Raw genomic sequence first — 19,412 nt, 5'->3', positions numbered from 1 at the left:
CGTATAGTTGTCAACCGTGATGGGAAAACTGACGGCGACCGCGATCGTCGAGCGGGCACTGGAGATCGGCGACAGCGAAGGGCTCGACGCTGTGACGATCCGCCGCCTGGCCACCGAACTCGGCGTCACGCCGATGGCGCTGTACTGGCACTTCAAGAACAAGGAACAGCTCGTCGCCGGCCTGGCCGACCACCTCGTAGCCGGGTTCGCCCCCGGACCCGACGACGACCGGCCGTGGAGCGAGCGCATGCGCGACCTGCTTGAGGGGCTGGTCCGGATGCTGCGTGCCCACCCGTGCGCCAAGAACGTGCTGGAGCAGGTGGACCAGACGGAGGTGCCGAGCTTCCTCGCCGTCTGGGATTTGGCCCTTGGCCTGGCCAGGAGGGCCGGCTTCAGCGTGGAGGAGAGCTGCCTGATCTCCAAGTACATCCTGCAGAGCGCCATCGCCATCGCCGACGCCCCCGTCCACTACGTCGCGCGCCACACGCCGGAGCAGGCCGCCGAGATCGTCCGGATCAAGCAGCTCGCCCTCCGGTCGCTGCCCGCCGACCGCTACCCGAACCTGGTGGAGATGGCCGCCCCCATGGTCGGCGGCATCTCCCCGGAGACGTACGACACGTTCGGCGTCGACCTGATCCTCAGCGGCATCGAGTCCCTGGCCGCCCGCCACTAGGGTTCCCTCATGACCTTCCAGCTCGTGTGCGAGATCGAGCCGCCGACCAAGCCCGACCTGAAGCGCGTGCGCCACCAGATCGGCACGCTGACCACCATCGCCGACACCTTCCTCATCCCCGACAACCACATCGGCCGGGCGACCGTGTCGAGTGTGGCCGTGGCGCACGAGGTGCAGGCCATGGGCGGCCGCAGCATCGCGTGCCTCAACTCGCGCGACCGCAACCTGCTCGGCTTCCGCCGCGACCTGCTGACGGCCGCCGCGTACGGGGTGGACCGCTTCCTGTTCGTCTACGGGGACAAGCCCGCGAGCGGCAACCGGACGAGTGACCTGACGGTGCGCTCGATGATCGAGGAGGCCAGGGAGTTCTCCCCGGGCGTCCAGGTCGGGGCGGCGGCCGGCGCGCGTCCGCTGCCGGCGTGGAAGCGGGCGGCCGACTTCCTGTTCGTCCAGGCCGGGTTCTCGCTGGAGGCGCTGCTGCGCTGGCGCGAGGCCAACCAGGTGGAGGTCCCGGTGTACGCCGGGGTCATCGTGATCGCCAGCGAGCGCCACGCGCGGACCCTGTCGGCGGCGATCCCCGACATCGCCATCCCGGAGGACCTGGTGCGCCGGGTGGCGGCCGACCGCATGGCGGGGGTGGACGCGGCCTGCGAGCAGGTACTTGCCATCCGCGACTCCGGCGCGTTCGACGGCGTCCACCTGATCCCGGTCAGCCGCTACCGCGACGTGGAGGCGCGCCTGTCAGCCGCCCTCAGGTGAGCCGGCGCGGGGGCGGGCGAGCACGGACAGGGCGGCGCCGAGCAGGGCGACCCCGCACAGCACGGTGTACGCCCGCGCGAACCCGCCCATCAGCCGCTCCACTGCCACGGGTGACAGCTCCGACAGCGTCCCCGCGTACACCTGGGCTCCCAGCACCGGCCCCACCGACGCGGCCAGCACGCTGAGCGCCAGCCCGACGCTGAGCACGACGCCCACGTTCATCACCATCAGCCGGAACCCGTTGACCACCCCCAGGCTCCCGGCCGGCAGCGAGCGCATCACGTGTGTGGTGTTGCCCGTCAGGAACGTGCCGCTGCCGCAGCCGGCCACGAACAGCCCCGCGCCGATGACCCAGTACGACGTGCCCGCCCCGGCCGTCAGCGCCAGGGTCGCCAGCCCCGCCGCGCTCATCAGCGCCCCGCCCACCGCCAGCGCGTACGGCGAGACCCTGCGCCCCAGCGCGCCCGTGACGGGCGAGGCGAGCGCCATGCCCACCGGCACCGGCAGCACGCTCAGCCCGGCCGTGAAGGCGTCCACGCCCCGTGCCGCCTGGAAGTACAGCGCCACCAGCAGGATCAGCGACGCCCGCGCCATCGCGTTGCAGAACGAGGCGAGGTTGGCGAAGGCCAGCAGCCGCCCGCCGAACAGCCGCGGATCCAGCACCGGGTGCGGCGCCCGCCGCTCCACCAGCACGATCAACGGCACCAGCACCGCGAAGACCGCCGCCCCGATCAGCACGACCGGGCTCGCCGGGCCGGCCGATCCCGCCTCCGACAGGGCCAGCAGCAGCGCCGACAGCGCGGCGAAGACCAGCGCGTTGCCCAGCGCGTCCACCGGCTGCCTCGGCCCGGCGGGCACCTTGCGCAGCGTGGCCGCGCCCCAGGCCAGTGCCACCACGCCGGCGGGCACGTTCACCCAGAAGATCCACTGCCAGCCGGCCGTCTCGGCGATCAGCCCGCCCAGCGTGGGCCCGGCGAGCTGCGCCACCGACAGCGTGCCGATGTAGACGCCCATGCCCTGGCTGAGCCGGTCCGGCGGGAACGCGTCGGTGATGATGACCGTGCCGTTGGCCAGGATCATGGCCGCCCCGACCGCCTGCACCACGCGCATCGCCACCAGGAACCACACCCCGGGCGCCAGCCCGGCCAGCAGCGAGGCGGCGGTGAACAGGGCGAAGCCCGCCAGGTACACCTCCCGCCGTCCCAGCAGGTCGGCCACGCGGCCGAAGAACACCAGGCTGGCGGTGTTGACCAGCAGGAACGACAGCAGGACCCAGCCGGACTCGAACGGTCCCGCGTGGAAGTGCCGCACCACCGCGGGCAGCGCCACGTTCAGCGTGCTCCCGGCGATCCCGATGAGCACCAGCCCGAGGCTGGTGACCGAGCACACCTTCCAGGCGTACCGCAGCCGGGCGGCGTAGCCGGCCGAGGAGTCGCGGGAGCCGAGTTCCTCAGCGCGCACGCCTGCGCAGACCCTCCAGGTCGTGGATCACCACCCGCCGCCGGCCCGTCTCGATCAGGCCACGGTCGCGCAGCGTGCGTAACGCCTTGCTCACCGCCTCCCGTGAGGCTCCGGTCCAGCCGGCCAGCTCGTCCTGGGAGAGCGGCAGCGCCACGCGCACGCCGCCGTCGGTCTTCTCGCCGTAGCGGTCGGCCAGCTCCAGCAGCCGGGTCGCCACCCGGCCGGTGGTGTCGAACGCGCCGTACTCGACGCGCTTGCGGTCGGCGTCGCGCAGCCGCCCGGTGACGAGCCGCATGAGCAGCACGGCGACCCGCCCGTGGGCCTGCAGGAACGCGGGGAAGTCGTGGACCACGACCCCGGCGACCGGCTCCAGCGTGGTCACCGTGGCTGAGCGGGGCGAGCCGTCGATGGCGCACATCTCGCCGAGGATCGCCCCCGGCCCGCGTACGGCCAGCACCACCTCGGTGCCGCTGCTCGTGTGCGAGGACACCTTGACCCGGCCCTCGGTCAGCACGAGCACCCAGTCGGTGGTGTCGCCCTCGCTCATCACGGTGGAGCCGCGCTCCCACCGGCGCGGCCGACCGGCGGCACGCAGCGCCGCGATCTCCTCGGGGGTGAGCATGGAGAGGAACTCGCCGGGCTCAGGGTTCATGCGCCCGATTATGTCGGCACGGAGGCGCACGATCTATGGCATGGAGGTCAGAACGTACGCCGCCACGGCCTCCTCCTTGCCCTTGAGGCTCAGCCTCCCCAGTGGCGAGACCTCGGCGCCGAAGCCGAGCTGACGCAGCGTGGTGTCGCCGATCACCACCGTGCCGGGCTCGGCGAGCGACTGGAGCCGGGCCGCGACGTTCACGCAGTCGCCCATGGCGTTGAAGCCGCGCAGCCGCGGGCTGCCGATGTTGCCCACGAGGGCCGGCCCGGTGTTGACCCCCACCCGGAACGTGGGCCACTCCACGTCGTCCCGCTTCCAGGAGATCTCGTCGGCGATCTCGGCCGCGGCCCGCTGCATGGCCAGCGCGGCCCGGCAGGCCGCCGCGGCGTGGTCCTTCTGCGTGGCCGGGGCGTTGAACAGCGCGAGCAGCGCGTCGCCCACGAACTGCACGATCGTGCCGCCGTTGTCGAGGATGCACGGCACGGCGGCCGTGTGGTAGCGGTTGAGCATCTCGACGATCTCGCCGGGGGTGACCCGCTCGGAGAACGTGGTGAAGCCCTTGAGGTCGGCGAACAGCGCGGTCAGCTCCCTGAGCTGCCCGCCGAGCGCCGCCTGCGACGGGTCGGCCAGCAGCGCCTGCGCCACGTCCGGCGACATGTACTGCCGGAACAGCGTGTCCAGCTCCTGGTAGAGGCGGGCGTTCTCGAGCGAGATCGACAGCTGCCCGGCCAGCGTGGCGGCCAGCGCCTCGTCCTGCGTGGTCCGGCCGACCGGCACCTCCAGCGCCCCGGCCAGCCGGCCCTTGACGGTCAGCGGGAAGGCCAGGAGGTGGCCGCGCCGGATCGGCTGGTCGCCGGCGAACTCGTACTCGCGGGAGCCGATGTGCGCGCGACCCTCCGAGACCAGGCCGATCCGCACGTCGCCGAACGCCTGGCGGACCCGGTCGAGCGCGTCGGTCAGCAGCTCGGTCTCGGGCAGGCCGACGCGGGTGCGCGTGCTCACGTCCACGAGCGCGGCCAGCCGCTCCGACAGCTCCCGCTCGTCGGCCAGCGCCCGGCCCGCCCGGTCGAGCACCGCCGCCTGGCCCTCGTTGAGCCGGAACTTGCCCGACAGCCGGGTCGCGGCCAGCGGCTCGCCCCGCCGTACGTGCTCGACCAGCTCCTCCAGCGCCTGGTCGTACTGGGCCTGGATGCGCGCCACCGTCGCCGACAGCGCCACCGAGTCGAACAGGCCCGCGCTCGACCCCTCCCGCCTGAACTGCAGGTAGGCGCTGTAGGCGACGAACACGAACGCGAACGTCAGCAGGATGTGCCACTCCCACCACGTCAGGTGCCAGTTGTGCTGCGACATCCCGGCCACCATCGACTCGGCGAGCAGCGCGTACGCGGTGATGAGGCTGACCAGCATGGCCGACGGCCGCCGCCGGTGCAGCCGGAACATCATCACGGCCGCCGCCACGTACAGTGCGACGCCCGGCAGCGAGCTCCAGGCCACCCAGGAGGAGTACGCGCTCAGCGGCGGCCGGCTGAGCGGCGTCAGCCCGTCGATCAGCGAGGCCGCCCCCCACAGGAGCATGAACCCGACGAGCGCGCCCCGGATCAGGTGCCGGAAGGCCAGCACGGCCGCCGCCGCCCGCTCGCCCAGCGGCAGGGCCGAGACGAACGCGAACCCCGCGGCGATCGTGAGCCCGACCTGCTGACCCAGGTCGAACCCGAGCGACCCGGTCGGCAGGATGACCTTCGGCGTGGCGAGCCCGTGCAGGAAGAAGAACCCGGCCCCGGCCAGGAACACCATCGAGACCAGGAAGAGCCGGGCGTCCTCCCGCCGGGACGACGCCTGGCTGATGAGGCTGCCGAGCACCACGTTGATCCCGGCCACCATGAGGATCATCCAGAAGTGGCTGGGGTTGTGCTGCCACATCACGTTCAGGTGTGGCCGGGCGAGCAGGAGCCAGAGGCCGGCCAGGGGGATCGCCAGGTGAAGAGCCCAGACGACCCCCCGCACCGGCTGCGTGGCAGGGGGAAGGTAGGGACTCTCCGTCGGCACGGTCATCCTCCGTCGCGCGTGGTGCGGTGGCCGGAAGCAGACCCCGATTATCCACCGCGGAAGCCATGGGCCGATGCGTCCTTTTACGCAGTGCGAATCTTCTTGACTCGTCAAGTGACGTCAGGGGTATCGGTCACGAAATGTGTCGTGATGAACACGTTATGTAGCGGCTGTCATCCATTGGAACGGTTGAAGCGTGAATCTCATGCTCAACACGAGCAACAGATCCTTGGAAGGAAAGCCGTGGCTATGAAGGTTCGCGGTGGGCGCACGCTCACGCTCGCCACTGTCGGAGCGCTCGCCCTGTCGCTCCTCGCCGTCGGTGGAGTCGCCACCGCCTCGTCCAGCGGCGAGGTGTACGCCTGCGTCAACAAGAAGTCGCGGTACGCCCGCATCGTCAACGCCTCCACGCCGTGCCGGAAGACCGAGATCCGGATGGTGATCGGCGGCGGCACGTCGACGACCACGATCTCGGAGGGCACGAAGGGCGACACCGGCGCTCAGGGACCCAAGGGCGACACCGGCCCCCAGGGTCCGCAGGGCCTTCCCGGCAAGAACGGCAAGGACGGCGTCAACGGCAAGGACGGCCTGCCGGGCAAGGACGGCAAGGACGGTCTCAACGGTAAGGACGGCAAGGACGGCCTCAACGGCAAGAACGGTGAGGACGGCCTGCCCGGTAAGCCCGGTCGGGACGGCGAGGACGGCGCCACCTACACGAGCTACACCAAGAACGCCTCGCTCAGCGGCGGCTCCGGCTCCGCCTCCTGCAACCCCGGCGACCTGCTCACCGGCGGCGGCTTCTCCGTCGGCTCCTCCTACACGGTCCAGTCCAGCATGCCGAGCGGCAACGCCTGGACAGTGAGCGCGACCAAGAACGGCAAGGACAACGACTTCACCGGCGGCGGCAGCGCCGGCAGCGTCTACGTCGTCTGCCTCAAGAAGTCCTGAGGCACGAAGAAGGGCCGGTACGGCGCGCGCCGTACCGGCCCTCACCCCGCGGAACGTCAGCCGAACAGGGCCGGCAGCGTGCCCGTGTGGGTCTCGCGCAGCTCGGAGACCGGCACCTCCAGCACGCCCTCGACCACCAGCGACTCACCGCCGGTGACGCCCAGCCCGTAGCAGGGCACCTCGTGGGCGGCGCAGAGCGCGGCGAACTCCTCGAACGCCTCCGGCCGGACCGCCACCAGCGCCCGCGCCGCCGACTCGCTGAACAGCCCGGTGAACGGGTCGTCGTTCAGCGTCACGGTGGCGCCGACGCCCCGGGCGAGGCACGCCTCGGCCAGCGCGATCGCCAGGCCCCCGTCGGACAGGTCGTGGGAGCCCTCCAGGAGCCCGCGCCGGGCGGCCTCGACCAGCACGGTGGCGAGCGCCTGCTCGGCCTCCAGGTCGGCCTGCGGCGGCAGCCCGCCGAGGTGGCCGTGGACGACGTGCGCCCACTCCGACCCGCCGAACTCCTCGCGCGTGTCGCCGAGCAGCGCGACGCGCAGCCCTTCGGCGGTGAAGCCGGACGGCACGCGCCGGGCCACGTCGTCGATCACGCCGAGCACGCCCACGACCGGGGTCGGGTGGATGGGCGTGGAGCCGGTCTGGTTGTAGAAGGAGACGTTGCCGCCGGTCACCGGGACGCCCAGCGTGCGGCACGCGTCGGCCAGGCCGCGCACGGCCTCGGCGAACTGCCACATGACCTCGGGGTCCTCCGGCGAGCCGAAGTTGAGGCAGTTGGTCACCGCGAGGGGCTGGGCGCCGGTCACGGCGACGTTGCGGTACGCCTCGGCCAGCGCGAGCTGCGCCCCCGCGTAGGGGTCGAGCTTGGCGTAGCGGCCGTTGCCGTCGGTGGCCAGCGCGATGCCGCGCGTCGTCGGCTCGGCCCCGGCCATCACCTCGGAGACGCGCAGCATGCCGGCGTCGGCCGGCTGGGCCAGCACGGTGTTGGAGCGGACGTACCGGTCGTACTGGGAGGTCACCCACTCCTTGGACGCCAGGTTGGGCGAGCCGAGCAGCCGCAGCAGCGTCTCGCGCAGGTCGGCGGGGCGCTCCAGCCGGTCGGGGACGTCGGCGTTGAGCGCGGCCTGCCCGGCGGGCTCGTGGAAGGGGCGCTCGTAGACGGGGCCGTCGTCGGCGGCGGTGCCCGGCGGGATGTCGACGATGACCTCGCCGTCCCAGGTCATCACCAGGCGGCCGGTGTCGGTGACCTCGCCGATGACGGTGGCCGGCACGTCCCACTTCTCGCAGATCGCCATGAACGCCGCGATGTCGTCGGGGTGCACGACGGCCATCATGCGCTCCTGCGACTCGCTCATCAGGATCTCCTCGGGCCGCAGCGACGGGTCGCGCAGCGGGACGAGGTTGAGGTCGACGTGCATGCCGCCGGTGCCCTTGGCGGCCAGCTCGGTGGTGGCGCAGGAGACGCCGGCCGCGCCGAGGTCCTGGATGCCCACGACCACGTCGGCCGCGTACAGCTCCAGGCAGCACTCGATGAGCAGCTTCTCCATGAACGGGTCGCCCACCTGCACGGCGGGCCGCTTGGCCTGCGACTCGTCCTCGAACGTGGCGCTGGCGAGCACGGAAGCGCCGCCGATGCCGTCGGGGCCGGTCGAGGCGCCGAAGAGCACGACCTTGTTGCCGGGGCCGGGCGCGGTGGCCAGCTTGATCTGGTCCTTGCGCAGCAGGCCCACGCAGAGGGCGTTGACCAGCGGGTTGCCGATGTAGCAGGGGTCGAAGACGACCTCGCCGCCGATGTTGGGCAGGCCCAGGCAGTTGCCGTAGTGGCTGATGCCCTCGACGACGCCGGGCAGCACCCGCCGCGTGTCGGGGGCGTCGGCGGCGCCGAAGCGGATGGCGTCCATGACCGCGATCGGGCGGGCGCCCATCGACATGATGTCGCGCACGATCCCGCCGACGCCGGTGGCCGCGCCCTGGTGCGGCTCGACGTACGACGGGTGGTTGTGCGACTCGATCTTGAACGTGGCCGCCCAGCCGTCGCCGATGTCCACCACGCCGGCGTTCTCGCCCATGCCGACGAGCAGCGCCTCGGACTTCGGCGCCTTGGTGGCGAACTGCCGCAGGTGCACCTTGGACGACTTGTACGAGCAGTGCTCGGACCACATGACGCTGTAGATGGCCAGCTCGGAGCCGGTGGGACGGCGGCCCAGGATCTCCTTGACCCGGTCGTACTCGTCCTGCTTCATCCCCAGCTCGGCGAACGGCATCGGCTCGTCCGGGGTGGTCTGGGCTCGCTTGACGGAGTCGGCGCTCATGCGTTGACCAGCTTCTTGAGGATGGAGGTGAAGAAGCCGAGGCCGTCGGTGCTCGGGGCGCCGACCAGCTCCTCGACCGCGTGCTCGGGGTGCGGCATGAGACCGACCACGTTGCCCGCCTCGTTGGTGATGCCGGCGATGTCGTTCATGGCGCCGTTGGGGTTGCCGATGTAGCGCACGACCACCCGGCCGGCGGCCTCCAGCTCGGCGAGCGTGTCGGCGGAGGCGACGTAGCGGCCCTCGCCGTGCTTGACCGGCAGCACGATCTCCTGGCCCTGGCCGAACGCCGACGTCCACGCCGTGCCGGTCTGCTCGACCCGGAGCCGCTGGTCGCGGCAGACGTAGTGGAGCGAGGCGTTGCGGGTCAGCGCGCCCGGCAGCAGATGGGCCTCGCAGAGGATCTGGAAGCCGTTGCAGGTGCCGAGCACGGGCAGCCCGGCGCGAGCGGCCGGGATGAGCTCGTCCATGAGCGGCGCGAACCGGGAGATCGCGCCGCAGCGGAGGTAGTCGCCGTAGGAGAAGCCGCCCGGCAGGAACACCGCGTCGACCCCCTTGAGGTCGTGGTCGGCGTGCCACAGCGGAACCGCCTGCGCGCCCACGAGGTGAACGGCTCTGGCGGCGTCCTGGTCGTCGAGAGTTCCTGGAAACGTGACTACGCCCACGCGGGCAGCGCTCATGACAGTCGTCCCCTTCTGAGGAATGCGCACGCGCGCCACCGTCGCTCGGGGTGGACGGGGGCGGCACTCCCCAGGTTATCGGGTGCGACCGGATGTTCCTCGCCGGGCGTGCGCGGCGCGCGGATGACAGGCAGGTGGCGAGCGGAGGATCGCGCGGATCAGACGGCGGCGAGCTGGCGGGGACGGGCCTCGGCCTCGTCGTCCCAGGCGAGCAGCTTGCGCAGGTGGACCGTGGTGCCCTGGCCGGGGGTGACGCCGAAGGAGATCTCGTCGACCACGGAGCGCATGATGAGCAGACCGCGGCCGTTCTCCGTGTCGGAGGGAGGGAAGTGCAGCGGCATGGAGGGCAGACCGCCGCCGTTGTCGGCCACGCGGACGTCGCAGCGGCCGTAGCCGATCGCCGCGGTCACCTCGTAGCGGTTGCCCGGTCCTCCGTGCCGGACCGCGTTGGAGCACGCCTCGGAGACGGCGAGCAGCATGTCGGAGATGCAGGTCTCGCTCACGCTGAGCGACCGCATCGCGTCTCCGAGCACCCGCCTGACCATCGGTATGCCGATCGCATCCCGGGGCAGCGCCAACGAGAACTCAATATCCACCGGACTCCTCCGGGCTCCGGAATGTCACCTGGAGTAGGTTTCCCCGTGAAAACGGGGCTAACCGCAAAATCACGCTGTTGTTATTTACTGTTGACACGCCCGTGGCATTGTGGCACGCCCTAACCCGGCTTTAAGCCGCCAAGGGGAAATCCAGCCGCCGAATGTGAGGTCTAGCCGTCGACCCGGACGTCGTAGTCCTCGATCACCGTGTTGGCGAGCAGGGTCTCGGCCATCTTACGGATCTCCGCCAGCGCCGTCTCGTCGGCCGGGCCGTCCAGCTCGATCTCGAACCGCTTGCCCTGCCGCACCTCCGACACCCCGGAGAAGCCGAGCCGGGGCAGCGCCCGGGCGACGGCCTGACCCTGGGGGTCGAGAATCTCCGGCTTCAGCATGACGTCTACGATGACGCGCGCCACTGCGTTCCTCCTGGTACGGCGGGTTGGGAAAGCCAGCCTACCGGCGCGTGTGGCAGACGGTACAACGGGAACGGGGAAGTGCATGGGGCTTGCGCGGAGGGCTGTGACGTCTGCCACGATGTCCCCACACGCGTACGAACCACCACCACATGGTCCGACGCTCAAAAGGCCGGCGTGAGGTGGCAATCCCGCCCAGATCGGCCCCGACCGCACAGGAGTGGCACGTGACCGCCGACGCCTCTCGTGGTGCCGCAGCACCCCCAGAGCTGGTCCAGCTCCTCACCCCGGAGGGTGAGCGCGTTGAGCACCCCGACTACGACATCGACCTCAAGCCCGAGGAGGTCAGGTCGCTCTACCGCGACCTGGTGCTCGTCCGGCGCATCGACCTGGAGGCCGTCGCCCTGCAACGCCAGGGCGAGCTCGGCATCTGGGCCTCCCTGCTCGGCCAGGAGGCCGCCCAGATCGGCTCCGGCCGCGCGCTGACCGACGCCGACATGGCCTTCCCGACGTACCGGGAGCACGGCGTCGCCTGGTGCCGCGACGTCGACCCGGTCAAGCTGCTGGGCCTGTTCCGGGGGGTGAACCACGGAGGCTGGGACCCCCAGGAGCACAACTTCCACCTCTACACGATCGTCATCGGCAGCCAGACCCTGCACGCGGTCGGCTACGCCATGGGCATCCAGCGCGACGACGCGCCCTCGGCCACGATCGCGTACTTCGGCGACGGCGCCACCTCCCAGGGCGACGTCAACGAGTCGTTCATCTGGGCCAGCGTCTTCAACGCGCCGATCGTGTTCTTCTGCCAGAACAACCAGTGGGCGATCTCCGAGCCGCTGGAGAAGCAGACCCGCATCCCCCTCTACCGGCGGGCCTCCGGCTTCGGCTTCCCCGGCATCCGGGTCGACGGCAACGACGTGTTCGCGTGCCTCGCGGTCACCCGCCAGGCGCTCAAGAACGCCCGCGAGGGACAGGGCCCGACCCTGATCGAGGCGTACACGTACCGCATGGGCGCCCACACCACCACCGACGACCCCACCCGCTACCGGGTCGCCAGCGAGCTGGAGGCGTGGAAGCTCAAGGACCCCATCGAGCGGGTCAAGTCGTACCTGTTCAAGAACGAGCTGGCCGACCAGGCGTTCATCGACTCCGTCGAGGCGGAGGCCGACCAGCTCGGCGCCGACCTGCGCAGGCGCTGCCTGGCCATGCCCGACCCCGGGCCGCTCGACATCTTCGACCACGTCTACGCGGAGCCCCACCCGCTGATGGACGAGGAGCGCGCCCAGTTCGCCGCCTACCTCGAGGGGTTCGAGCGATGACGATCCTGAGCCTGTCCAAGGCGCTCAACGAGGGCATGCGCAAGGCCATGGAGGACGACCCCAAGGTCCTCATCATGGGCGAGGACGTCGGCAAGCTCGGCGGCGTCTTCCGCGTCACCGACGGCCTGCAGAAGGACTTCGGCGAGGACCGGGTCATCGACACGCCGCTCGCCGAGTCGGGCATCGTCGGCACCGCCATCGGCCTCGCGCTGCGCGGCTACCGGCCGGTGTGCGAGATCCAGTTCGACGGCTTCGTCTTCCCGGCGGCCGACCAGATCATCACCCAGCTCGCCAAGATGCCGATGCGCTCGCTCGGCGCGATCAAGCTGCCCGTGGTCGTGCGCATCCCCTGCGGCGGCGGCATCGGCGCGGTCGAGCACCACAGCGAGTCGCCCGAGGCGTACTTCACCCACACCGCCGGCCTGCGCGTGGTCGCCTGCTCCAACCCGGCCGACGCGTACTCGATGATCCAGCAGGCCATCCGCTCCGACGACCCGGTCATCTTCTTCGAGCCCAAGCGCCGCTACTGGGAGAAGGCCGACATCGACACCGCCGACACCGGCTGGTGGACGCCCCTCGACAAGGGCAAGATCGTCCGCCCGGGGACCGACGCCACGCTCATCGCGTACGGGCCGATGGTCAAGACGTGCCTGGAGGCCGCGGCGGCGGCCCAGGACGACGGGCGGTCGCTGGAGGTCATCGACCTGCGCTCGCTCAACCCGCTCGACGCCCCGCTCGTCATGGACTCCGCCCGCCGCACGGGCCGGGTCGTGGTGGTGCACGAGGCGCCGGTCAACAGCGGGTTCGGCGCGGAGCTGGCGGCGCGGATCACCGAGCAGTGCTTCTACCACCTGGAGTCTCCGGTGCTGCGCGTCGGCGGCTTCTCCACGCCGTACCCCCCGTCGAAGCTGGAGGAGCACTACCTGCCCGACCTCGACAGGGTGCTCGACGCCGTCGACCGGTCCTTCGGCTACTGAGAGGGGACTCGTTTTCATGCGACGTGAGTTCAAGCTCCCCGACGTCGGCGAAGGGCTGACCGAGGCGGAGATCGTCCGCTGGCACGTCAAGGAAGGCGACGCGGTCAAGGTCAACCAGATCGTCGTCGAGATCGAGACGGCCAAGTCGATCGTCGAGCTGCCGATCCCCTGGGACGGGGTGGTCGGCGGCCTGATGGCCGAGGAGGGGCAGACGGTCGACGTGGGCGCGCCCATCATCGCCGTCGACACGGCCGAGGAGGGCGGTGGCCCCATTCCGGCCGCTCCCACTCAGGCCGCTCCCGCCCAGACCGGTCCCACCCGGGCGGCCGTACCCGCGCAGGCGGCTTCCGGCCGCGGTGAGGCGCTGGCCGACGACATGGTGCCGCGTCCGCCTGCCGAGGGCGCGGTGGAGCCCGGCGTCCACGGCAGTCCCGCGCCCAAGGAGGAGCGGCAGGCGGTCCTGGTCGGTTACGGCGTCAAGACCGGCGCCACCAAGCGCCGCCCCCGCAAGTCCCGCCCGACCGGCCAGCTCCCCGCCGACCAGTCCGCCGCCGTTCAGCCCGCGATCGCCGAGCCCGTCGTGGCGGACCCCGTACCGGCACAGCGCGGCGTCCCCGGGCGGGTCGCGGCGCTCGCCAAGCCGCCCGTCCGCAAGCTGGCGCGCGACCTCGGCGTGGACCTGGCGACGCTGACCGGCACGGGCCCGCACGGCTCCATCACCCGCGACGACGTCCACGCCGCCGCCTCCACCCAGCCCGCCGCGCCGGCTGGGGAGCCGACGGCGACCTCCTGGACGGCCGCCCGGGGCCCACGCGAGGAGCGCATCCCCGTCAAGGGCGTGCGCAAGATGACGGCCCAGGCCATGGTGGCCAGCGCCTTCACCGCCCCGCACGTCACCGAGTTCCTCCAGGTGGACGTCACCGAGACGATGGCGGCGGTCCGGCGGCTGCGCGAGCTGCCCGACTTCGCCGAGGTCAAGGTCTCGCCGCTGCTCCTGGTGGCCAAGGCCGTGCTCGTCGCCGCCAGGCGCCACCCGATGATCAACTCGTCGTGGGACGAGCAGGCCCAGGAGATCGTGGTCAAGCACTACGTGAACCTGGGCATCGCCGCCGCCACCCCGCGCGGGCTCGTGGTGCCCAACATCAAGGACGCCCACGAGCTGCCGCTGCCCGAGCTGGCCGGGCGGCTCACCGCGCTGGCCGAGACGGCCAGGGCCGGGCGCGCCCAGCCCGCGGACATGGCGGGCGGCACGTTCACGATCACGAACGTGGGCGTGTTCGGCGTCGACGCGGGCACCCCCATCCTCAACCCGGGCGAGTCCGCCATCCTCGCCTTCGGCCAGGTCAGGGACATGCCGTGGGTGGTGGACGGCGAGCTGGCGGTGCGCAAGGTCACGACGCTGGCGCTCTCGTTCGACCACCGGATCGTGGACGGCGAGCTGGGCTCGCTGTTCCTGCGGGACGTCGGCCAGATGCTGGAGGACCCGCTGCGCATGCTCGCCTGGAGCTGACCCGTGAGCCGGGCCCGGACGTCTCCCGCGAGTCGTCCGGGCCCGGGCTCATCCGCCGGGCGGAGCCTGGGTAGGGTGATCGCATGATTCGCCATGTCGTGCTGTTCACCTGGACCGATGACGCCAGCGACGAGCAGAAGGCCAGGGTGGCGGCCGAGCTGGAGAAGCTGCCGGCCGCCATCCCGCAGATCCGCGCCTACGCCTTCGGTCCCGACGCGGGCATCAACCACGGCAACCACGACTTCGCCGTCGTCGCCGACTTCGACGACCTCGACGACTACGTGATCTACCGCGACGACCCGGGGCACCAGGCGTTGATCGCCGAGTACATCAAGCCCATCCTGGCGAGCCGCGCCGCCGTACAGCTCAGTCTGTAGCCGGCTGCTCGTCGGTCCAGCCGAGCCGACGCACCCTGTACGCGTCGACCACCTTCTCATCCGTCCGGCCTGTCGTCACGGTCTGCACGGCCAGCAGCTCGCCGCTCTCCGGCTCGATGACCACCTGTTGAGGGGCGGTGGCGTCGCCGTGCGTCAGCGTGATGCCGGTACGCCCGTCGAAGAGCCGCTCAGCGATGTCTGTCCCGGGCAGGTCGGCGAGCATCCCGTAAACCGCGGCTCTGATGGCGGGCGTCGCCTCGGTGTCGAGCAGCACCCAGAGGGCGACGCTCCACAGCCAGCTCTCCTGCTCGTAGGTGCCGTCCTGGGGAAGGCGCCTCAGCAGCTCGGCCTTCAGCGCGCCGGGCTCGGCGGGCAGATCCGTGACAGGCTTGAGCGGCAGCGGAGCCATGAACACCCTGCCGATCTGGCAGTCGTTGTCGTCACCGCAGAGCGGCGGGGATCCCGCCCTTTTCCACTCCCGCTCGTCCAGGGAGGTCGGGAACGTGGAGGAGACGCCCCCCCGCTCGATTCGCTGCCGGCCCTGGCGGTCGATCCACAGCACCTCCTTCGCCTGGTTCTCGACGTAGAAGGAGGGGTTGTCCTTGAATCGCGCCCGCTGGCTGTGCAGCGCTTCGCGTCTCCACCACCGTCCCGTGCCCGCGGGCTGCGCGGCCAGCCGGTCCGCCGCTCTCTTCAGGGCGTCGCTCGGCGAGGAGGCCGTCGCCATGGCGGCGGCTGTGGCAGGGGGAGACGCCGTGCCGGTCCCGTCGTCGCCCAGGCGGGGCGCCACCACGAACCCGGCCAGGAGCACGCCCGTGACCGCCGCCGCCGCGAGCGACACCCGCGCCCAGACGGGCGGCCGGCGGCGCGGCGACGCCGCAGCCAGCACCCGCGCCCGCACCACCGCCGTCTCCGCGTGCCCGGCGGGCGGGACGTCCGGCATCACGTCGTCGATGAGCTGGAACTCCTTCATCAAACCTCCACCCCCAGGGCGTCACGTAGCTTGGTCCTGGCCCGGCTGAGCCGGGAGGCGACGGTGCCGTAGGCGACGCCGAGCGCCGCGGCCACCTCGTCGTAGGTGAGCTCGCCGTACGCGACGAGCAGCACCACGTCGCGCTCGCCGCGCGACAGGCCGGCCAGTGCGGCCGAGAGCCTCTGCACGGTCACCCCGGCGGCGATCCGGTCCACGACCCGCTGGTCATGGCCGTCGTCGTCCGGCGGCGGCCCCGATCTGGCCAGGGCCCGGTAGCGGCGCACCTCGGCGCGCCGGTGCCCGCCGATGAGGTTCGTGGCGATGCCGTACAGCCAGGGCCTGACGCCGCCCTTGGCCGCGTCGAAGCTGTGACGGCGGCGGAAGGCGATGAGGAAGGTCTCCGCCGCCAGGTCCTCGGCGACGTCGAGGTCGAGCCGGCGTCCGACGTAGCGGCGGATCTCCTCGTAGTGGGCGTCGAAGACGGTGGCGAACCTCTCGGGGTCCGCGACGGCTCCGTCGAGCGATGCGGTCATGCAAGGGTCTCCCTCGCCGGGGAACATGGACAACCGTGATTGCCCGCTCCCGGGAGACCCTTCCGTCACATCTCGGGCGGGTTGTTCTCGCGGTGCATCAGCCGGTCGTCGGAGGTACGGCCGCGCCGGGGCGCCATCACGACGCTGAGCACGATCCCGATGCCGCCCACGATCATGAAGATGAGGCCGATCACGTCCATGTGGACGGCGTCACCGAACACGTCCGGCTCGATGGCGAACTTCAGGATGGCGCCGAGCGTGAGGATGAAGATGCTGACCCCGACACCCATGACGACCTCCGCAGGCAAAAGGCGAGTACACCCTGTGCAATACCCGGGGAAAGGCGATCACACCCTCAGGCGAGGCAGGAGAGTGGACGGCCCCCGTTGAAGGCGATCATGTCCCCGATGGCCGCGACCAGGTCGATGTCACCGCCCCTCGGCAGGCCGTCCAGCTCGGCGTAGGCGCGGTGCAGGTTGCCGACGATCCGCTCGGCGTCGAGCAGCTCCGCCCACTCGCCGAGGTCGGTCTCGCGGGCGGTCTCCAGCGGTGTGAGCCCCGCCGACCGGCCGCGCTCGGCGGTGTCCCGGACGAAGCGCAGGTAGCCGCGCACCCGCCCGATCACCTCGGGGCCGCACACGTCGCCGTGGCCGGGCACGATAGTCTCCGCCCCCAGCTCCGCCAGCCGGTCCAGCGCGTCCAGCATCCCGTCCACCGAGCCCATCAGCACGAACGGGGTGCCGCCGTTGAAGACGAGGTCGCCGGAGAACAGCAGGCGGCGCTCCGGGATCCACACGTAGGAGTCGTTGGTGGTGTGCGCGGCGGTGCCGACGTGCCGTACCTCGCAGCGCAGCTCGTCGGAGTAGAGGGTCACGCCGTCGGTGTAGGTGAGGAACGGCGCCACGGCCTCCAGCTCGCCCCACTCGACGTCGGGCGACCAGGCGGCTCGGTAGGCGGGGATGCCCTCAGCCAGCACCATCTCGCGGGTCCGCTCGTGGGCGACGATCGTGGCCTCGGGGAACAGGTAGTTGCCGAAGGTGTGGTCGCCGTGGTGGTGGGTGTTGACCAGGGTAGTGACGGGCCGGTCGGTGACCCTGGCGACGGCCTCGCGGTAGGCCCGCGTGCGGCGCTCGGTCGAGCACGCGTCGATCCCGACGACGCCGCGCCGGCCGGCCAGGAAGCCGGTGTTGTTGATCCACCAGCTCCCGTCCGGCTGGACGTAGGCGTACACGCCGTCGGAGACCTCCTCGACGCGCGGCGGGGGGAGGGGGTGGTCGTGGGGGGTGGCACTCATGAGGCGACCGTACCGCCGGACGCGGACGCCCGCTCCGGAGTCCGGAGCGGGCGTCGTGGAGGGGCGGCGCGGGCGTCGCTAGAACGCCTCCTCCGGCAGCTCCATGAGCTCCTGGCCGGTGCCGTCGAGCACGCGCCGCTCGGCCGCCAGGCGCGGCAGCACGGTCTTGGCGAAGAACGAGGCCGCGGCCACCTTGCCCTGGTAGAAGGGGTCCTCGCCGTCCGCCAGGCGGGCCAGCGCCACCTCGGCCTGGCGCAGCAGCAGCCAGCCGATCACGAGGTCGCCGAGCGCGAGCAGGAACCGGGTGGTGTTGAGGCCGACCTTGTAGACCTCCTGCGGCTGCTCCAGCGAGGAGAGCGCCCAGCCGGCCATCGTGTCGCCCATGGCCTTGACGTCCGCGGCGGCCTCGGCGAGCAGCCCGCGCTCCTCCTTGAGCCGGCCGTTGCCCGCCTCGGAGCCGGCGAAGGCGTTGACCTCGGTGAGCAGCGCGCCGATCGCGGCGCCCTGGTTGCGCAGGATCTTGCGGAAGAACAGGTCGAGGCCCTGGATCGCGGTGGTGCCCTCGTAGAGCGAGTCGATCTTGGCGTCGCGGATGTACTGCTCGATGGGGTAGTCCTGCAGGTAGCCGGAGCCGCCGAGGGTCTGCAGGGAGCGGGACAGCAGCTCGTACGAGCGCTCGGAGCCGACGCCCTTGACCAGGGGCAGCAGCAGGTCGTTCATGGCCTGGGCGTGCCGGTCGTCCGGGTCGATCTGGATGGCGTCCTGGAAGGTCGCGGTGTAGAGGACCAGCGCCCGCATGCCCTCGGCGTACGCCTTCTGCAGCATGAGCTCGCGGCGCACGTCGGGGTGGTGGGTGATGGTGACGCGCGGGGCGGACTTGTCGGCCATCCGGGTCAGGTCGGCGCCCTGCGCGCGGGACTTGGCGTACTCCAGGGCGTTGAGGTAGCCGGTGGAGAGCGTGGCGATGGCCTTGGTGCCGACCATCATGCGGGCGTGCTCGATGACCATGAACATCTGCTTGATGCCCTCGTGGACGTCGCCCACCAGCCAGCCGATCGCCGGGTGCCGGTCGCCGAAGGTGAGCTCGCAGGTGGTGGAGACCTTCAGGCCCATCTTCTTCTCGACGTTGGTGACGTAGACGCCGTTGCGCTCGCCCAGCCGGCCGTTGTCGAGGTTCACGTGGTACTTCGGCACCAGGAACATGGACAGGCCCTTGGTGCCGGGGCCGTGGCCCTCGGGGCGGGCCAGTACGAGGTGGAAGATGTTCTCGGTCAGGTCGTGCTCGGCGCTGGTGATGAAGCGCTTGACGCCCTCGATGTGCCAGGTGCCGTCGGGCTGCCGGACCGCCTTGGCGCGGCCGGCGCCGACGTCGGAGCCGGCGTCGGGCTCGGTGAGGACCATGGTGGCGCCCCAGTTGCGCTCGATGGCGAGCTGGGCGAAGCGCTTCTGGTCGGGGGTGCCGAGCTTCCACAGGGTGTAGGCGAAGTTGGGGCCGGCGGCGTACATGTAGAGGGCGGGGTTGGCGCCGAGGACCATCTCGGCCGTGGCCCAGGCGAGGCTGCGGGGGATGCCGGGGCCGCCGAGGCTCTCGGGCAGGTCCAGGTTCGCCCAGCCTCCGTCGAGCAGCGCCTGGTACGACTTCTTGAAACCGGCGGGGACGCTCACGGTGCGGTTCTCGGGGTCGAAGACCGGCGGGTTGCGGTCGCCCTCCTCGAACGACTCGGCAAGGACCCCGGTGGCCAGCCTGTTGACCTCGCCGAGGATGCTGCGGGCGACGTCCTCGTCCAGGTCCGCGTACGGGCCGGTGCGGAGGATCTCGCCGCGCCCGAACACCTCGAAGAGGTTGAACTCGAGGTCACGCAGGTTGCTCTTGTAGTGGCCCATGGGTGCTG

At 71.4% G+C, this 19,412-nt stretch carries 19 protein-coding genes; 7 read left to right on the top strand and 12 right to left on the bottom strand.

All coding sequences use genetic code 11. The annotated features are described in order from the left end of the window. Positions 1-19 precede the first annotated feature (19 nt). Both AB0H64_RS38205 and AB0H64_RS38200 read left to right on the top strand, forming a co-directional pair. Positions 20-673 (top strand): TetR family transcriptional regulator, encoded by a 654-nt coding sequence (locus AB0H64_RS38205; protein WP_357634906.1) that lies wholly within the window; start codon positions 20-22, stop codon positions 671-673. Positions 674-682: 9 nt separating this feature from the next. Continuing rightward, complete coding sequence (locus AB0H64_RS38200) at positions 683-1,432, top strand: methylenetetrahydrofolate reductase (protein ID WP_357634825.1); 750 nt, start codon at positions 683-685, stop codon at positions 1,430-1,432. Here the strand turns inward: AB0H64_RS38200 and AB0H64_RS38195 are convergent. Genes AB0H64_RS38195 through AB0H64_RS38185 form a run of 3 tightly spaced genes read right to left on the bottom strand, consistent with a single transcriptional unit; the run spans position 1,415 to position 5,594 of the window. Beyond that, on the bottom strand, positions 1,415-2,893 hold the full coding sequence (locus AB0H64_RS38195; RefSeq protein WP_357634822.1) for an MFS transporter: 1,479 nt from the start codon (positions 2,891-2,893) through the stop codon (positions 1,415-1,417). The two genes, AB0H64_RS38200 and AB0H64_RS38195, sit on opposite strands and share 18 nt — an antisense overlap. Then, positions 2,883-3,545: a Crp/Fnr family transcriptional regulator gene (locus AB0H64_RS38190; RefSeq protein ID WP_357634819.1), complete on the bottom strand. Its 663-nt coding sequence runs from the start codon at positions 3,543-3,545 to the stop codon at positions 2,883-2,885. Before AB0H64_RS38190 ends, AB0H64_RS38195 begins: the two co-directional genes overlap by 11 nt. Positions 3,546-3,578: 33 nt before the next feature. Beyond that, positions 3,579-5,594 carry an adenylate/guanylate cyclase domain-containing protein gene (locus AB0H64_RS38185; RefSeq protein WP_357634816.1) on the bottom strand — a complete coding sequence of 672 codons (2,016 nt, stop codon included), beginning with the start codon at positions 5,592-5,594 and terminating at the stop codon, positions 3,579-3,581. Between the two features lie 249 nt (positions 5,595-5,843). Here AB0H64_RS38185 and AB0H64_RS38180 point away from each other — a divergent pair, with 249 nt between their 5' ends. Further along, entirely contained in the window at positions 5,844-6,542 is a 699-nt protein-coding gene (locus AB0H64_RS38180; RefSeq protein ID WP_357634814.1) for a hypothetical protein, read from the top strand. Positions 6,543-6,598: 56 nt separating this feature from the next. On the opposite strand, the gene purL is transcribed toward AB0H64_RS38180, so the two are convergent. From purL to purS, 4 genes are all read right to left on the bottom strand, one after another. Then, positions 6,599-8,851 (bottom strand): phosphoribosylformylglycinamidine synthase subunit PurL, encoded by a 2,253-nt coding sequence (purL, locus tag AB0H64_RS38175; protein ID WP_357634812.1) that lies wholly within the window; start codon positions 8,849-8,851, stop codon positions 6,599-6,601. Then, positions 8,848-9,528 carry a phosphoribosylformylglycinamidine synthase subunit PurQ gene (purQ, locus tag AB0H64_RS38170; protein ID WP_357634809.1) on the bottom strand — a complete coding sequence of 227 codons (681 nt, stop codon included), beginning with the start codon at positions 9,526-9,528 and terminating at the stop codon, positions 8,848-8,850. The genes purL and purQ overlap by 4 nt, the downstream gene beginning before the upstream one ends. A 158-nt stretch (positions 9,529-9,686) precedes the next feature. Next, the gene (locus AB0H64_RS38165; protein WP_357634806.1) at positions 9,687-10,124 is read right to left on the bottom strand and encodes an ATP-binding protein; all 438 of its coding nucleotides are present in this window, start codon (positions 10,122-10,124) and stop codon (positions 9,687-9,689) included. Positions 10,125-10,294: 170 nt separating this feature from the next. Continuing rightward, complete coding sequence (gene purS, locus AB0H64_RS38160; RefSeq protein ID WP_357634804.1) at positions 10,295-10,540, bottom strand: phosphoribosylformylglycinamidine synthase subunit PurS; 246 nt, start codon at positions 10,538-10,540, stop codon at positions 10,295-10,297. A gap of 224 nt (positions 10,541-10,764) precedes the next feature. Between purS and pdhA the strand changes: the two genes are divergently transcribed. The 4 genes from pdhA to AB0H64_RS38140 all read left to right on the top strand — a co-directional run bounded on the left by pdhA (position 10,765) and on the right by AB0H64_RS38140 (position 14,720). After that, entirely contained in the window at positions 10,765-11,856 is a 1,092-nt protein-coding gene (pdhA, locus tag AB0H64_RS38155) for a pyruvate dehydrogenase (acetyl-transferring) E1 component subunit alpha (protein ID WP_355445855.1), read from the top strand. After that, positions 11,853-12,833: an alpha-ketoacid dehydrogenase subunit beta gene (locus AB0H64_RS38150; RefSeq protein WP_357634801.1), complete on the top strand. Its 981-nt coding sequence runs from the start codon at positions 11,853-11,855 to the stop codon at positions 12,831-12,833. Before pdhA ends, AB0H64_RS38150 begins: the two co-directional genes overlap by 4 nt. Positions 12,834-12,849: 16 nt before the next feature. Beyond that, a complete protein-coding gene (locus AB0H64_RS38145) occupies positions 12,850-14,343 on the top strand; it encodes a dihydrolipoamide acetyltransferase family protein (RefSeq protein ID WP_357634799.1) in 1,494 nt (497 codons plus the stop codon). Positions 14,344-14,426: 83 nt separating this feature from the next. Continuing rightward, on the top strand, positions 14,427-14,720 hold the full coding sequence (locus AB0H64_RS38140; RefSeq protein ID WP_310717217.1) for a Dabb family protein: 294 nt from the start codon (positions 14,427-14,429) through the stop codon (positions 14,718-14,720). Here the strand turns inward: AB0H64_RS38140 and AB0H64_RS38135 are convergent. From AB0H64_RS38135 to AB0H64_RS38115, 5 genes are all read right to left on the bottom strand, one after another. Continuing rightward, entirely contained in the window at positions 14,710-15,693 is a 984-nt protein-coding gene (locus AB0H64_RS38135) for a CU044_5270 family protein (protein ID WP_357634796.1), read from the bottom strand. The genes AB0H64_RS38140 and AB0H64_RS38135 overlap by 11 nt on opposite strands. Next, complete coding sequence (locus tag AB0H64_RS38130) at positions 15,693-16,226, bottom strand: RNA polymerase sigma factor (protein WP_357634793.1); 534 nt, start codon at positions 16,224-16,226, stop codon at positions 15,693-15,695. The genes AB0H64_RS38135 and AB0H64_RS38130 overlap by 1 nt, the downstream gene beginning before the upstream one ends. A 65-nt stretch (positions 16,227-16,291) precedes the next feature. Further along, positions 16,292-16,516 (bottom strand): DUF6458 family protein, encoded by a 225-nt coding sequence (locus AB0H64_RS38125; RefSeq protein WP_357634790.1) that lies wholly within the window; start codon positions 16,514-16,516, stop codon positions 16,292-16,294. A 65-nt stretch (positions 16,517-16,581) separates the two neighbouring features. Beyond that, the gene (locus tag AB0H64_RS38120; protein ID WP_357634787.1) at positions 16,582-17,520 is read right to left on the bottom strand and encodes an MBL fold metallo-hydrolase; all 939 of its coding nucleotides are present in this window, start codon (positions 17,518-17,520) and stop codon (positions 16,582-16,584) included. A gap of 78 nt (positions 17,521-17,598) precedes the next feature. Continuing rightward, complete coding sequence (locus tag AB0H64_RS38115) at positions 17,599-19,404, bottom strand: acyl-CoA dehydrogenase (RefSeq protein ID WP_357634784.1); 1,806 nt, start codon at positions 19,402-19,404, stop codon at positions 17,599-17,601. Between the last annotated feature and the right edge of the window lie 8 nt (positions 19,405-19,412).

It is taken from the genome of Nonomuraea sp. NPDC050733 (assembly GCF_040654215.1).
Lineage (GTDB): Bacteria > Actinomycetota > Actinomycetes > Streptosporangiales > Streptosporangiaceae > Nonomuraea.
This window is presented reverse-complemented; position numbering and strand designations above follow the sequence as displayed.

Excerpts from the sequence above, each read along its gene's own strand:
- AB0H64_RS38205 (WP_357634906.1), top strand. The coding sequence starts at position 20 with ATGGGAAAACTGACGGCGACCGCGATCGTCGAGCGGGCACTGGAGATC.
- AB0H64_RS38200 (WP_357634825.1), top strand. The coding sequence starts at position 683 with ATGACCTTCCAGCTCGTGTGCGAGATCGAGCCGCCGACCAAGCCCGAC.
- AB0H64_RS38190 (WP_357634819.1), bottom strand. The coding sequence starts at position 3,545 with ATGAACCCTGAGCCCGGCGAGTTCCTCTCCATGCTCACCCCCGAGGAG.
- AB0H64_RS38180 (WP_357634814.1), top strand. The coding sequence starts at position 5,844 with ATGAAGGTTCGCGGTGGGCGCACGCTCACGCTCGCCACTGTCGGAGCG.
- purL (WP_357634812.1), bottom strand. The coding sequence starts at position 8,851 with ATGAGCGCCGACTCCGTCAAGCGAGCCCAGACCACCCCGGACGAGCCG.
- purQ (WP_357634809.1), bottom strand. The coding sequence starts at position 9,528 with ATGAGCGCTGCCCGCGTGGGCGTAGTCACGTTTCCAGGAACTCTCGAC.
- AB0H64_RS38150 (WP_357634801.1), top strand. The coding sequence starts at position 11,853 with ATGACGATCCTGAGCCTGTCCAAGGCGCTCAACGAGGGCATGCGCAAG.
- AB0H64_RS38145 (WP_357634799.1), top strand. The coding sequence starts at position 12,850 with ATGCGACGTGAGTTCAAGCTCCCCGACGTCGGCGAAGGGCTGACCGAG.
- AB0H64_RS38140 (WP_310717217.1), top strand. The coding sequence starts at position 14,427 with ATGATTCGCCATGTCGTGCTGTTCACCTGGACCGATGACGCCAGCGAC.
- AB0H64_RS38135 (WP_357634796.1), bottom strand. The coding sequence starts at position 15,693 with ATGAAGGAGTTCCAGCTCATCGACGACGTGATGCCGGACGTCCCGCCC.
- AB0H64_RS38130 (WP_357634793.1), bottom strand. The coding sequence starts at position 16,226 with ATGACCGCATCGCTCGACGGAGCCGTCGCGGACCCCGAGAGGTTCGCC.
- AB0H64_RS38125 (WP_357634790.1), bottom strand. The coding sequence starts at position 16,516 with ATGGGTGTCGGGGTCAGCATCTTCATCCTCACGCTCGGCGCCATCCTG.
- AB0H64_RS38120 (WP_357634787.1), bottom strand. The coding sequence starts at position 17,520 with ATGAGTGCCACCCCCCACGACCACCCCCTCCCCCCGCCGCGCGTCGAG.
- AB0H64_RS38115 (WP_357634784.1), bottom strand. The coding sequence starts at position 19,404 with ATGGGCCACTACAAGAGCAACCTGCGTGACCTCGAGTTCAACCTCTTC.